We start from the raw sequence: 12,682 nt of genomic DNA on the forward strand, positions 1-12,682 counted from the left end.
ATTGGAAGGGCAATTACTTCAATACCAAGCAAAGTAAGTTTTGAAGAAGCTAACTATTCAATTGAAGCTATTTCGATGATTCGCAAAATACAGGGGAAAAGACATGGCAGGAACCAAGTATTACAAAGTGACCGAGAAAGAGCTTATGGCTCTTATCGCCACGGCAGATTCATGCGATGCGATGTCTGGTGATCTCGATGATGAAGCAAAACGCGCGCAGAAGGCTATTAAGTCAATTGCAAAGCGTCACGGTGTAGAGTTTATTCGAGACTACTCTGACACTGAAATCAAATATTAGAGGGAATAGAAATTGATAAATTACGTGCTAGAGGACTTCGATTATGAAAATCAGTGTTGGGTTTTAGTCGCTATAGCCAAAGATGAGGATGTTCTCTTGTCTGACGACGTTCAAGAGCTAATTGGAGAAGGTTACGACAGTCAAAACACTACGCGCATAAGAAAAGTTTTTGTAAGCGAGTGATGTTACTCGATGCGCTTAAATAGTGGCGCATCCGGTAAGGCTTCTTACTCAAGGGGAAAAGACATGCAACACTTAATGGACTACCTAACAGGCTATCTTGATGGTTGTGATGATAAACAAAGTGGCCGTTTGTTACCTTCAAAAAATTACGACAACTCAGATAGTTTGGATGGTTGGTTAGATGCAGTAGTCGAAACCACTGATAAACCAAATTAAAGAAAAAGTGCAGCATAAAATAATGACCGGTTGACGACCAGGAAGCCGCTTTTGTGAACTTGAACGGTCACGTTGTAGTTTTTTATGCTGTTATCTACTAATTAAGAGGATACTCAAGTCTTCTTGATTGAATACATAAGAAATGTTTAGTAAAGTAATTGCACTGCATACCTGATGCAGTGGCCTAAAGGTCTCAATAGGCTACCATTGATACTAATCAATGCACCAATCCTTCAGTAGCGTCCCGCTGCTTTGCCAGTTCTCTGGCAAATGTCAGCAGAACTAGTTTTGTTTTTCCAATACTAGGGGGCTTCATATGTCTACTTTTACAACTGAATCTATTCTTGAATGGATTCCTTCTAAACTAACCACGCACTACCAAACTACCGCAGACTCTGGTTATTACGTCTCTCATGATAGCGATACCACCTATGTATGGTGTTTTGTTAATCATGAATGGATAGTAAGCGATGCCCGTTTTGATAATACAAGACTGTTTAGCATTGAAGAACTGCGTAAAAAGGAAGTGAAAATATGCCCTAAGTGCCGCTCTAAGATGCATTTGTTAGCAGACCCGTGGTTTAGTATTGACCAATACGCTTGTGCAAGCTGTATGCATAGTGAAACGGTTTAACCAATCCAATAACATAGCGGAAATTCCGCGCCCTGCCAAACTTTGGCAGAGGCCAAAGATTAGCAGCTAAACTTCTGATCTTGAGGGGCTAACTATGTCCAACCAATCTATAGAAATCATCGAGAAAAAAGACAACTTTCGTATTGAACTACACCCTGTAGGTGGTTTTCGTTTTATATTTGAAAACTACATTAAAGGGCTTTCATCGAAACAGTCAGCGGTAGAGGTATTAAATAAGCTGAACATCGAGCATACAGTCTTAATAGACTGTTCTGTATGTACGGTGATACGTATCTTATCGGGAAAATTCAAAGGTGATTACGATACAAACTTTGATTTTGATAGAGGCGTTTTTAGCTTAATCCAAGATCGCGGTTAACTCATTCGTATCCAACCAACCAAATTTGTTCACCCTATGCCTAGCCAATCAGTTGGCTTAGGCCAGTTGAATTAGCGGGTTCACCTGTTTAATTAACTAGAGGTGTTTCATGATTCACCAATCCATTAGCGCTAGTGTCGTAACCTCAACACTGACTCAACATAATTTCATTAAGCCAGTAAAAGGTCAGTTCCATCAGTTTGACGCCTACTTTGAAATGGTGGCGTATGAAGTGATACCTGATCTTAAAAAGGTAAAATGGGAGTTTGTCGAACTTAGTAATGGCGGTAGGTTTATCTACCCCAATATTGAAGCGATTACGATGTTTGAGCGTAGAGTGTCATGCCGTTCTGCGGGTATTGCCATTATGCTGCATTGCCTAAAACGGTTTGAAGCTGTAGCAAGTTACTGTAATGAATCAGTAGACAAAGAGCGCTTCGCTCTCTATCGAGCTTGTCTTAGAGCTTACACGCAGCAATTGATTGAACGAGATTCTATTTTAGACATCTATTCAGAGTTGCAAATGATGTACACCAAACAACCATATTAGGAGTCCCTATGGAACATTTTATTTTGTTATGTAATTTGGAACTCAGCTTAATGGTTCTTAATGCAAAGCAGAAGTATATTGCTGTTTCTGTAGAGGATAGTGCTAGTTGCTTTGAAGCAATAGACATTGCTCTCGATTTGGGAAATCGAAACGTTCCACTATCGGCTCGTACACTTGAAGTGCTAGAGCATATTAAAAGCCTCGATATCAATGTTTACGAGTCTTTTGTATATGCATATAACGGTGCTGTCAGTTTACACGGCCATTATGAGGATGAGATTTTTCAAGAGGACTAATCCCCACTAACCTAACATTTAGCGGTACTACTCCGCAAAGCAACGCCAGTTCGACTGGCCGTTGCCAGCCGAATTAGCAGATTTTATTAATTTACTAATTCAAGGAGTAGTAATATGGCTACTAACAAACCCAAAAAAGATTTTTATCAAGAAGTAACGAATCAGATCATAGAAGCATTGGAACAAGGAATAAAACCTTGGTCTTGCCCTTGGGATGTAACTCAAGCGTCGGGAATGCCAACTAACTTCATGACTCAGAAGGAGTATCAAGGCATGAACATCATGCTACTTTGGATGAGCGCTCAAATGAACCGTTTTTCTTCTTCTAAATGGCTCACTTTTAAGCAAGCTAAAGAGCTTGGCGGCCAAGTGAGAAAGGGAGAAAAAGGAACTCATATTTTTTTCTATAAAATGGTGGAAAAAAAGAGTAATGAAGGGAACGGCGATGAAAAAGAAGCCTATCCTATGTTGAAGACTTTTGTTGTTTTCAATCTAGATCAGGTAGAGGGATTATCTGATACGAACAGTGAAACGGTTGTTCGTGACGAAGTAACTCTTATCGATGAGGTGGAACACTTTATTCGCAGCACCGAAGCTAAAATTAGCTATTGTGGCCAAAAAGCGTTTTTTAGGCCATCTACGGATGAAGTTGTTATTCCTGAGCATGATCGGTTCCATTCAACTGCTGATCTCTACGCTACAATAATGCATGAGCTTACTCATTGGACAGGTCACAAGACACGTCTAGATAGGGATAGTAAAGGCAAATTTGGTAGCAAAGATTATGCGTTTGAAGAACTTATAGCTGAACTAGGAGCCGCATTTTTAATGGCTGATTTTGGCATCATTGGTGAAGTTCAACACGAATCGTACATTGCTAGTTGGTTAGAAGTTTTAAAGAATGATAAACGTTATATCTTTAAAGCTGCAACTCAAGCCAGTAAAGCACATCAATACTTAAAAGCATTTTTAGAAGAGCAATCTATTTCTAAAGCTGCATAACCAAAATGCCCGATAGTTTACACTATCGGGTTTCTTTTTATGTAATACATAAGTATTACACATAGTTACCTTGCATCCCCTCTTATTGTTTCCCAATCAACGAACACCCTCCCCTTATACCTAAGTGCTGGATAAGGAATGGTAAAATAAGCGATATGACCACAGGCGTTGCAACTATGTGGAATTTGGTTGTGTGTCGATATTCTCTTTATGTCGGGGTTATAGCGATAGACGCCCTTCTCGCACTCACATGCAAACTCGACCCTTTCAACAGAGTCGATAGGACGGAATACCCGTTTATTCGTTGATTTTTTCATAAGATGTTTACCATGAGCAAAAGCTAATCCTACCTTAAACAGTCTTTATTTTACTAAAAATAGTATGTGTATTACATATGTAATACACACATCAAAAAGAGGTGAGTAATGGAAGTTATCGGATTTGCAAACCAAAAAGGCGGGGTTGGTAAAACAACCACTCTTGTTAATGTTGCGGCTGAGATCGCCCGTAAACGAAGAGTGTTGGTTATTGACCTTGACCCCCAAGGGAACTGTTCAAAAACACTTACTGGACAGCGGGAGTTTGATTTTGACGTGACGGTAGCCGCACTATTTGATAAACCTAAAATGGTGTCTATCAACGATCTGATACAACCCGCAATGGTAGATGGAAAAGTAATTGATAATCTAGACATTGTTCCTGCTGACTTTCAACTGTCCAGAGTGATAGAAACATCCCTGACCAAAATCAATCGAGAAAGAATCTTAGAAAAGCAGTTGGTAAAGCTGGTTGATAACTATGATTACGTTCTTCTCGATACTCCCCCTAATTTGTCCCTAACAACGCTTAATGCAATTCAAGCATCAAGACGTATTCTTATACCTGTTGATTCTGGCGCGTTTTCTCTCGATGGTATAAGTCCATTGCTCGAAGCGATTGAAGAGGTTAAGGACGATGAAGCTAACTATCTTATTCTTCGTAACGAGGTAGACGTAAGAAATACGGTTATTAATGAGTTCATCGATGAAGAGTTAGAAACGGATCAAGATAAAGTATTGCCAATGGTTATTAGACGTTCTGAGCATGTTGGCCAAGCGAATGCGGTCTCGATGCCTGTACGGTTTTATAAGCCTAGTTCTTTGATTAACAATGATTACAAGAAGTTGGCAAAACACCTGATTAATAATGTGTAATACATAGGTAATACATATGAGTAAACTTGGAAATAGAGGGGCGTCAACGTCCATATCTAGAAAGAAGCAAGGCAAAGAAAAGAGTGAGAGGATTACTACAGTTCGAAAGAGTGTGACCACATCTTATAAAGTACCTCCTTTGACTCTGCGTATGTCTTTAACAGACAAAAAACAAATTACCGATTGGGTAGCTGATTTACAAAGTGGAACGGAAAGAAAACTATCATCAGCCAAGCTATTTAGAGCGTTAGCTCAACACAGAGACGGTCTAAGTGAACGTGAACGTGAAGATTTTGACGCTCTGCTTATTCAACTTATGGAACGCATGAATTAGATACAACGTTTGTGTATTACACATGTAATACATAATAAAGAGGTGGATGTTATGGATAATGGAAAGGGCTTTGCTTTGAAATCACTATTTAGTGTGCCTGTTATATTGCTACTGGCTAGCTGCGCGTCGAACGATACTAACTCCAAACCTGAATTAAAGGGGGCGACGTATACTTTTGATTTTGGGGGCTATGTTGAACACCATAGATCAAATGGTCTTCAATGCCCCATCTTACCGAGTTCCCAAACGGTCACATCATCAAACGACTGGCCTGTTATTACCTATACAGTGCGTTGTAAGTCAATCTCTTCCGATTCATCCAATGCAAAAACTCGTTTAGTGTCTAGCCGTGGTGATTTACCTCCTTCAAAGTTCGTTGGTTATCATTGGGTATATGTGAAACCGGAATTTGATGAGTACCCGCAAAGCTTCTTACACGATACGCTTGTTAAAAACGGTGCAAATTATGCGGTTAAAATATCTGAACATGCATTGAAACAAGATGGGGTATTGTTCTTTGAAATGTATTCAAGTAAGAAATAGGGTAAGCACTTAAAAGCCTTAAATTTATTGACTGTGTATTACACATGTAATACACAAGGGTGTGTCGATGTCAAAGAAAATTCATGTTGTTGGTAAAGCAAAGCTGCCTGATGCTAGTGAATCTGAGTTCGATTTTACTAGCACAGTATATGATAGTTTTGTGGGGTTAATTGAAGATATTTATCTGTTCGAATTGAACGGTAGTGTAGATATTAAGGAACGTTTAGATAGGCATTTTAGAGAAGGAGGAACGGAGGTGAATACTGCTTCCAGTTGCTTAGTACAGCCTACCGAAAAAGTACATTGATNNTTGGTAACATCTTGTTGTTACTATGGGTTTGGGCGCTCTTGACTTGTCAGTTTGGCGCTCTCTTTAGAACACTTGGATTGTGTCTAACTGATAAACAAAAGCCCCGATTGATGATTAATCAAACCGAGGCCAATGTTATGATCCGCAAATCTATACTAGCCTCATTACTCATAGGAGGCAAGAAAAGATGCCAAAAAGTAAAACCGCCCTAACAGGCTTAATCGTAGTTTGTTTTACGATTATCTGCTCACTTTGGATAGTTCGAGATTCGCTTTGCGAGGTTCGATTTGAGAATGAGAGTAGTCACTTTCTGGCATTGCTTGCCTACGAAGTGAAGTAATGACCTAAACAGGTGAGAGCTTTGGCTCTCGCCTGATTAGAGTTGTTGATTTCAGTTTAAGAGCGCCCCTAACCAATCCAAAGATATACCAATCTTTGAGGACTCATTACTCGCAGTTGTGATGAAGTCCTAGACTAATTAACCCGATAGCTAACGTTATCGGGTTTCTTTTTGTATGTAATACATAGGTAATACACATTTAAGCTAATTCACCTTTCTTTCGGTCGGGTTTGCCCTTGTCATCGAAAAATCTCACTTTGCACTTCGGAAACCCTGAACATCCCCACCAAAATGAATTCTCTCGTTTACCCGCTCGTCTAACTAAAGGCTTGCCACAACTACAAAACTCACTGTCACTCGTTGTTGCGGATAGCTTAGTTTTGGGCTTAGGGTTTAGGTTGGGTTTACCGCCATCGTCAGGAAAGGTCGTTTTGCAATCTGGATATCGATTACACGCCCAAAAGTGGCCATTTCGCCCTTTACGTTTTAAAAGCTGTCCTTGTTGGCACGTCGGGCATTTTGTTCCTTCTTTTACCGTTAAAGGAACACCATTATCCTTAACGTGATCCACTTGTACGTGAATATATTTGTCAACGGCTAGAACAAAGCGTTCAATGTTATATTCACCTTTGGAAATCAAGTCGAAATCACCTTCCCATATTGCGGATATATCAGGCATGATAATTTCGTGAGGTAGTAAGGCACAAAACTCTTGTCCAGCGGCAGTAGTTTTGTATACGGGGTTCTTATAGCCTTTTTCTTTACTTACACTGACGAGGTGTTTCAAACTGCGCAATTTTTCGATATGGCCACTTCGCGTAGCTTCTGTGCCTATCGAACCATTTTCGCCTCTCGTATTTCTATCTTTGGCTTCTAACTGCTTCCGTAATTCAGGATCGTTTACAAATTTAGCGGCTTCGGTCATCGCTCTAAGTAAAGATGCATCGTCAAAGAGTTTAGGTGGCTGAGTCTCTTTCTTTACTAGCTCAACAAGTTGACATTGGCCTTGTGTGCCATTACGCAACGCTTTTAGGTCACATTCATTGTCATTAGGGGTGTCATTTAGCTCGCCTTTAAAAAGAACCTCCCAACCTTGCTTTTGAAGTATTGTCTGAGAGGCACGATAAACCCGACTTGTGCATTCAATATCTAAAACGGTTTTTTCGCGTATCGAGACAGGGTAAAACAGTCCAATGAACCGTTTCGCCACAAGTTCATAAATATTACTTTCTCTCTCTGAAAGCTTGATTCCTTCACCGTTTTTTTCAGTTGGAATGATGGCGTGATGCGCCTCAATTTTAGAAGCATTGAAAGCTTTGTGTTTTGATGAAGACGCACACCCCCCGACAGCACTGGCCAAATGCGGCTTGGTATTTTTGATTGCATCTAAAATACCAGGCGCATTTTCTAAATGTGCATCTGACAAATATTGGCTGTCACTACGAGGATAGGTCAGTAGCTTGTGCGTCTCGTAAAGTGATTGAACAACATCAAGGGTTTCTTTGGGTTTATAACCCCAACGTTTTGAAGCTTCAATTTGTAATTTGGATAAATTGAATGGCATTGGAGCATGGCGTTGTTCTTCCTTGGTTACAACGTCTGAAATTGTGCCCGATTCTCCTGTGTCGGCCTCTTTGATAGCTGCGGCTTGCAGCCCGTTAATCAGGCGGTTTTTCTCATCGAGGTCAAGGTTATCATTGGGTAGCAATTTTCCTTTTATGGTCTGATTGCCAAAATTAAAAGACCCAAATAAATCATAGTAGTAAGATTTCTCGTGATTGAGGTTAGCAAGGGTTCGATGGTTTACCATGCCAAGTAAAGCGCTAATCACTCGACCGATGTTAAGGATACTGTCATAGCCTTTTTCTCGTGCTTTTAACGTGTATGAGCGTGTCATGTTGTAACCAAATGATTGGTCAACTAAAGCTCGCGCTAACGCTTTTTTCGTTAGGTTTTGGAACTTTTCATTGGGTTCCATGTTGGCCAAAGCCTTTTTCACTGGTTTGTCGTTGAGGTCAGCAATAAGTAGCCGTTCTACAGGCTTTTTGTTATTGGCGTACATCAATATTTCATCAATTAACAAACAGCCTTCTGGATCGGGATCGCCAGCATGGACAATGCTTTTCGCCTTATCAATTAGATCGAGTACGATTCTGAGTTGTTTTACCGACTCTTTTTTAGGTTTGAAGCGGGGAGGGTATTGAGTGGGGATTGGTAAGCTTTCAAGTGTCCATCGTTTCAAAGATTCGTCGTAATCTTCGGGATCAAATAAAGCTAGTAAGTGGCCAAAACACCATGTGACCACATCATTTCCTTTCTGGTAGAACCCTTGTTTTTTATCCGTGTCGGGGTTACCACCCAACCCTTTGAATATGGCTGTTGCTAATGAAGGTTTCTCTGCAATGAATACTCGCATTGTATTACTCCGATAAAGTAAAAGCCTCTCAAAAAGAGAGGCTTTATTTCAATGAATTGACGTTATTTGATGTGCTGAACATCTTCAATTTTGAAGATACGAACCAATTCTTTTCGGTAAGAGTCTACGGAATATCGAGACTCACCAAATTGGATGTACTCTACACGCTCAAATGCTCTGTTCAGTGCTAACTTAGCTTTTTCGTTTGCGACAATATAAAGAGCAAATTTCCAATACCCTTTTTCTCGTGCCGTGATATGGCTCTTTAAAATAGAGCGGTATCGATGCGGGGTTTTAAGAGATAGCTCTACTTCGATGGCCACTTGTGTTCCATCAGGCGTTGTGACTATCGCATCAGGGCGGTGATCTACTTTAAAGTCATTTTTGAAGGATTGACGGTCGCCATTTCTCCAACCTGTCCATCCTTTATTCGTTAGATCTATCTGTACCCTTTGACGCATTAAGGTGTGATTGAGCGTTGCAAATTTCACTAAGTAAGGCTCAAAAACTCGTTGCGGGGAGTGCGGAAGGGTTTCACTGTTCATTAGTCCTGTATCAGTGATACCCCATAATGAAATCTTACCTGTTGGCATTACAAGCGTTTCTTTTTTGATTAAGCACTTGCTTTCTAACCGCTTTAGAAACTTTCTCATGTTGCGTTCGTCAGTAACATTAACTAAGCGCATTAACGTTACAAGGTCGCTATAAACCTCCTCAGAAAGAAAGTCTACTATCATGCGTTCTTTCTCTTCGCCCCGCCTTTTTGCTTCTGCGGGACTAGGCAATTTCGTCATTTTGCCCCCTCTAAGCGTTTACGCTCGATATGGAATTGCTTTGTGTTTGAGGTAATGGCAGTCATCAACTTTTGTAACTGGCTTAACATGTTTGTTTTAACCTCAAGTAATTCTTCATTGCTTATTTCTTCATTATGTTGAGCCTTGTATAAGTCGAATAAAAAGAGGTTTGCTGAGTGAAATGTTTTAATCAGTAGGCCAGTGCTTCGACACAACTTTCTATCTTCGATTGTTAGAGGAATGGTGTGCTTATCTGCTGAATAAGGAACAAAGTCGATGTCTCCCCATTCTTCTAATTTTGCAGCGTGGAGCGCGGTTATTTCCTTCTTTAGTTTTCGTATCTCATCGAGAAACTTTTCTAGAGCAGCACGACTATATGCTTGCGTCGTTAACTTTGGATTTGTTGCACATGACTCTAATGAAAATAAACAACTGGCTGTATAGATACCGTCAATGTTGTTGTACCGTTTGGGTTTATTACTTTGGGTTTCAGTAGGGGAGATTTGGAAATGTTTATGATCCCAAAGTTTAATGAGTGGTTTGAAGTGTAGAGCGTACATGTTCACCTCTTAGAACGATAATTTATCTAGGGATTCCTTATAGACTTCTTCACTGATTTGCTCAGTGTCGTCTTGATTAATTTCAGCTAAGGGAGTAATTGGGTTAGTGTCGAGCGTAATTTCTTGCTCGTTATCAATGGTTGGTTCGTCAGCAACGATAGTTTCTGATAACTCAGTTTCTATGGTTTCTGATAGTGCTTCTGTTAGGTTTGTCGTCGATTCAACCTCTTCGGTTAGTGGGGTTGGTTCCGCTTCTTCTTCAAAAAGAGATTCGTCGGGTTGTTTAGGTGTGTAAATTTCCAAGGTTTGTTTTTCAACCTTGATAGGGGAAATCAATGACGGTCTTGGTACGCTATCTGTGGTAAAGATGTAGCTAACAAAGTCAGGAAGATTGAGCCACATATTCGTATCAACTAAGTGTCTCTCTGCTTGTTTAATATTGCGTTTACCTTCGACAATTTCAGAAAGCGTAGAGTTTGTTTCAACGTTCCTAGTTTCGTCATCAATGAGTATTGTGCCTGTCATCTTGGCTACCCATTCAGCGGTATCGGGATCTTGTAATCGATACACGAGTTTGAATTTCGTGTTTTCCACGACCGCCCCCACAACCGCATCCCCGTTTAAATCTGCCGGACAATCTCTTAGGTCGGCAACTGCTTGGTAAGCAAGAAACATATGAACACCTTTGTCACGTGCTGCACCAAGTCCCTCCATTGCGGGTTTTGAAATGTGGTATTTCAACTCGTCTAAGAAGATAGCAATCGGTCGAGGCTGCTTATTAATTCGGTCTCTTGTTTCTGCTAATTGAAGCAGTCGAATTAAAATCATCTTCTGAGTAATGAGAATTTTCGAATTTCTCATTGAGCCGATGATGTAACAGCATCCACCTTCTTTAAACACACTGTTCAAGCTAAGTCCATTTGGGGCGTTGATTGCTTCAACTAACGACATTTCTTCCATCTTGCCGTAGAACGCTTTTACGGTTTCCTCCAAACCTTGAACATAGTCAGAGTGAAACAGTGCAGAAATTGATTGTCGTTCTTCTTCACTTGCCCTGCGTGGGGCTTCTCTTGCTGCTTTCCTATCATCGATACGATAGAAGTCGGCAAGGTCACCTTTTTCTGCAAAGCTAAACCCAGCCACTAATAACTCTTCGATTTGATCTGGCTTTGCTTCGGCTAACAAATCCAGTTGGGGAGCTTCTTNNTTGAGGTTGATTAGATGGAATGGTTTACCCGCCTTTTCACAGGCGTATTTCATCAAGTGCGGAGCCCATTCATCATCTTTTGGATCGAGAACAAACACCCCTTCATCAGCGAGAATAAGTTGATACAAAATCAATCCAGACGCGACCCCTTTCCCTGCGCCTGTCGTTCCGTTGATTCCTGCATGTTGCTTTCGAATCTTCGCTAATGGAATGTATTGTGGTTTTTGGTTTATGTCTAAACCAACAAACACACCTTTATCGAGATCAATAAAATCTTCGGGATCGTAATGCACTGTATCGGGGAGAAGTTCTTTCACGCTTCGCACATCAGTGCGCGCTTCTCGTGCTGCTTCTGTCTTTTTAGTCAGCTTCAATTTAAGCCTATTTATCAGGGGAGCATAAGCACGTCGAACGTAAATATGACTCAATATCCCTGCACCGAAAATAGGAAATAGAAACCACTGAGAAAAGGGATAATGTATCGCTTGTGGTGAGACACCATACATCTTTTTCGTGAGATCGATTAGCGCGGGTACAGTCCAATTTGAGTTCGTGCCAAACACAAAAAGCAGACACGCCAAAGCAATAAATAGACGACGCAACACAGTGTCTTGGTCGTTCTTTTCAGGCTTGTCAAAGTGAATGATTGGCATGATAAAGCCAGAGATAAAGCTGATCACTACACCAAAGTGATACGTGAATACATACAACGATGAAAGGATATTCATCGCTAGTATGTAGNNAGTTGATATTCGAGTCTGTCTAGCATGGTATTCCCTATGTGAATAATGCAATCCTAGTACCCTCATTTAGTACCCCCTCTCAGTACACCTAAAGGGGTACTAAAAAGGGGTACTAGAGAGGAGTCCCAAAATACCCATTCTGGACGATGGGTGTTTTGGTTGCCCTTGAGGGGCAATCATTAAAAAAGCCATGCTTTTTCAATGAATTAAAAGAAATGATCTTGAAGCTGGACGCTTAAAGATCCTTCCTTTTAATTTAGGAGCCGAAAACCGTCACGCTACGCGAGACCAAGCCGCTTTCAGAGTTGAAATAGTCGTCATTTTGCGTGTCGTCCCTCTCTTGCTTAAATGTCTCCTTTTCAGCTAGTGAAACCAGCTTGGTCTCGCCTACTCGACGGTTTTCGGGGGCAAGCCCCCAAAACAAAAATCGACCTCGTAGNNTTTTGTTTCGGCTCCCCCGTCTGAATACTTCGGTCGTTGGGCGACCTTGATTCAGATCCTTCACTGGACGTTTCGGATTATCACTTCGTTAGCAATTAAACCCCGCAAGGGGGCGCTTTCTGCGATTGAACGAAGGGATAACTACGCAACCTAAAGTGCGCTCTAAGCTATATTTCGCTTACTAAGGTTGCAAAAAAACACGCGCCTACAACGCTTCAATAGCCTTACTAAGTGGGGGCGTGA

Annotated in this window: 16 protein-coding genes; 12 read left to right on the plus strand and 4 right to left on the minus strand. The window is 40.9% G+C overall.

Going from position 1 to position 12,682, the window contains the following annotated elements; all coding sequences use genetic code 11:
* The first annotated feature begins 103 nt into the window (after nt 1–103).
* The 12 genes from HW45_RS18305 to HW45_RS28975 all read left to right on the plus strand — a co-directional run bounded on the left by HW45_RS18305 (nt 104) and on the right by HW45_RS28975 (nt 6,278).
* Entirely contained in the window at nt 104–298 is a 195-nt protein-coding gene (locus HW45_RS18305) for a hypothetical protein (RefSeq protein WP_038228788.1), read from the plus strand.
* Between the two features lie 246 nt (nt 299–544).
* Entirely contained in the window at nt 545–697 is a 153-nt protein-coding gene (locus HW45_RS29615) for a hypothetical protein (protein ID WP_160171225.1), read from the plus strand.
* Nucleotides 698–1,013: 316 nt separating this feature from the next.
* Nucleotides 1,014–1,331, plus strand: coding sequence for a hypothetical protein (locus HW45_RS18310; protein WP_006073971.1), 318 nt, complete (start codon nt 1,014–1,016; stop codon nt 1,329–1,331).
* Between the two features lie 94 nt (nt 1,332–1,425).
* On the plus strand, nt 1,426–1,710 hold the full coding sequence (locus HW45_RS18315; protein ID WP_031497050.1) for a hypothetical protein: 285 nt from the start codon (nt 1,426–1,428) through the stop codon (nt 1,708–1,710).
* Between the two features lie 109 nt (nt 1,711–1,819).
* Nucleotides 1,820–2,260, plus strand: a complete 441-nt coding sequence (locus tag HW45_RS18320) for an antirestriction protein (RefSeq protein ID WP_038228789.1) — start codon at nt 1,820–1,822, stop codon at nt 2,258–2,260.
* A gap of 8 nt (nt 2,261–2,268) precedes the next feature.
* Entirely contained in the window at nt 2,269–2,556 is a 288-nt protein-coding gene (locus tag HW45_RS18325) for a hypothetical protein (protein ID WP_038228790.1), read from the plus strand.
* Between the two features lie 114 nt (nt 2,557–2,670).
* Nucleotides 2,671–3,558, plus strand: coding sequence for an ArdC family protein (locus tag HW45_RS18330; RefSeq protein WP_031497000.1), 888 nt, complete (start codon nt 2,671–2,673; stop codon nt 3,556–3,558).
* Nucleotides 3,559–3,983: 425 nt separating this feature from the next.
* Complete coding sequence (locus HW45_RS18335; protein ID WP_006073980.1) at nt 3,984–4,751, plus strand: ParA family protein; 768 nt, start codon at nt 3,984–3,986, stop codon at nt 4,749–4,751.
* A 16-nt stretch (nt 4,752–4,767) separates the two neighbouring features.
* A complete protein-coding gene (locus tag HW45_RS18340; RefSeq protein ID WP_031497004.1) occupies nt 4,768–5,085 on the plus strand; it encodes a hypothetical protein in 318 nt (105 codons plus the stop codon).
* A gap of 51 nt (nt 5,086–5,136) precedes the next feature.
* Entirely contained in the window at nt 5,137–5,628 is a 492-nt protein-coding gene (locus tag HW45_RS18345; RefSeq protein WP_038228791.1) for a hypothetical protein, read from the plus strand.
* Nucleotides 5,629–5,695: 67 nt separating this feature from the next.
* Nucleotides 5,696–5,935 (plus strand): hypothetical protein, encoded by a 240-nt coding sequence (locus HW45_RS18350; RefSeq protein WP_006073985.1) that lies wholly within the window; start codon nt 5,696–5,698, stop codon nt 5,933–5,935.
* 190 nt (nt 5,936–6,125) lie between these two features.
* Nucleotides 6,126–6,278, plus strand: a complete 153-nt coding sequence (locus HW45_RS28975; protein WP_081411574.1) for a Hok/Gef family protein — start codon at nt 6,126–6,128, stop codon at nt 6,276–6,278.
* A 199-nt stretch (nt 6,279–6,477) separates the two neighbouring features.
* On the opposite strand, the gene HW45_RS18355 is transcribed toward HW45_RS28975, so the two are convergent.
* The 4 genes from HW45_RS18355 to HW45_RS18370 all read right to left on the minus strand — a co-directional run bounded on the left by HW45_RS18355 (nt 6,478) and on the right by HW45_RS18370 (nt 12,064).
* Nucleotides 6,478–8,694 (minus strand): DNA topoisomerase, encoded by a 2,217-nt coding sequence (locus HW45_RS18355; RefSeq protein WP_038228795.1) that lies wholly within the window; start codon nt 8,692–8,694, stop codon nt 6,478–6,480.
* Nucleotides 8,695–8,756: 62 nt separating this feature from the next.
* Complete coding sequence (gene mobC, locus HW45_RS18360; RefSeq protein WP_006073987.1) at nt 8,757–9,488, minus strand: MobC family replication-relaxation protein; 732 nt, start codon at nt 9,486–9,488, stop codon at nt 8,757–8,759.
* A complete protein-coding gene (locus HW45_RS18365; RefSeq protein WP_038228797.1) occupies nt 9,485–10,048 on the minus strand; it encodes a hypothetical protein in 564 nt (187 codons plus the stop codon). Before HW45_RS18365 ends, mobC begins: the two co-directional genes overlap by 4 nt.
* Nucleotides 10,049–10,057: 9 nt before the next feature.
* Nucleotides 10,058–12,064: a type IV secretory system conjugative DNA transfer family protein gene (locus HW45_RS18370; RefSeq protein WP_235225506.1), complete on the minus strand. Its 2,007-nt coding sequence runs from the start codon at nt 12,062–12,064 to the stop codon at nt 10,058–10,060.
* Between the last annotated feature and the right edge of the window lie 618 nt (nt 12,065–12,682).

Origin of the sequence: Vibrio sp. ER1A (assembly GCF_000733315.1) — a bacterium.
In the GTDB taxonomy this organism is placed as follows: Bacteria; Pseudomonadota; Gammaproteobacteria; order Enterobacterales; family Vibrionaceae; genus Vibrio; species Vibrio mediterranei.

Excerpts from the sequence above, each read along its gene's own strand:
- HW45_RS18305 (WP_038228788.1), top strand. The coding sequence starts at position 104 with ATGGCAGGAACCAAGTATTACAAAGTGACCGAGAAAGAGCTTATGGCT.
- HW45_RS29615 (WP_160171225.1), top strand. The coding sequence starts at position 545 with ATGCAACACTTAATGGACTACCTAACAGGCTATCTTGATGGTTGTGAT.
- HW45_RS18310 (WP_006073971.1), top strand. The coding sequence starts at position 1,014 with ATGTCTACTTTTACAACTGAATCTATTCTTGAATGGATTCCTTCTAAA.
- HW45_RS18315 (WP_031497050.1), top strand. The coding sequence starts at position 1,426 with ATGTCCAACCAATCTATAGAAATCATCGAGAAAAAAGACAACTTTCGT.
- HW45_RS18320 (WP_038228789.1), top strand. The coding sequence starts at position 1,820 with ATGATTCACCAATCCATTAGCGCTAGTGTCGTAACCTCAACACTGACT.
- HW45_RS18325 (WP_038228790.1), top strand. The coding sequence starts at position 2,269 with ATGGAACATTTTATTTTGTTATGTAATTTGGAACTCAGCTTAATGGTT.
- HW45_RS18330 (WP_031497000.1), top strand. The coding sequence starts at position 2,671 with ATGGCTACTAACAAACCCAAAAAAGATTTTTATCAAGAAGTAACGAAT.
- HW45_RS18335 (WP_006073980.1), top strand. The coding sequence starts at position 3,984 with ATGGAAGTTATCGGATTTGCAAACCAAAAAGGCGGGGTTGGTAAAACA.
- HW45_RS18340 (WP_031497004.1), top strand. The coding sequence starts at position 4,768 with ATGAGTAAACTTGGAAATAGAGGGGCGTCAACGTCCATATCTAGAAAG.
- HW45_RS18345 (WP_038228791.1), top strand. The coding sequence starts at position 5,137 with ATGGATAATGGAAAGGGCTTTGCTTTGAAATCACTATTTAGTGTGCCT.
- HW45_RS18350 (WP_006073985.1), top strand. The coding sequence starts at position 5,696 with ATGTCAAAGAAAATTCATGTTGTTGGTAAAGCAAAGCTGCCTGATGCT.
- HW45_RS28975 (WP_081411574.1), top strand. The coding sequence starts at position 6,126 with ATGCCAAAAAGTAAAACCGCCCTAACAGGCTTAATCGTAGTTTGTTTT.
- HW45_RS18355 (WP_038228795.1), bottom strand. The coding sequence starts at position 8,694 with ATGCGAGTATTCATTGCAGAGAAACCTTCATTAGCAACAGCCATATTC.
- mobC (WP_006073987.1), bottom strand. The coding sequence starts at position 9,488 with ATGACGAAATTGCCTAGTCCCGCAGAAGCAAAAAGGCGGGGCGAAGAG.
- HW45_RS18365 (WP_038228797.1), bottom strand. The coding sequence starts at position 10,048 with ATGTACGCTCTACACTTCAAACCACTCATTAAACTTTGGGATCATAAA.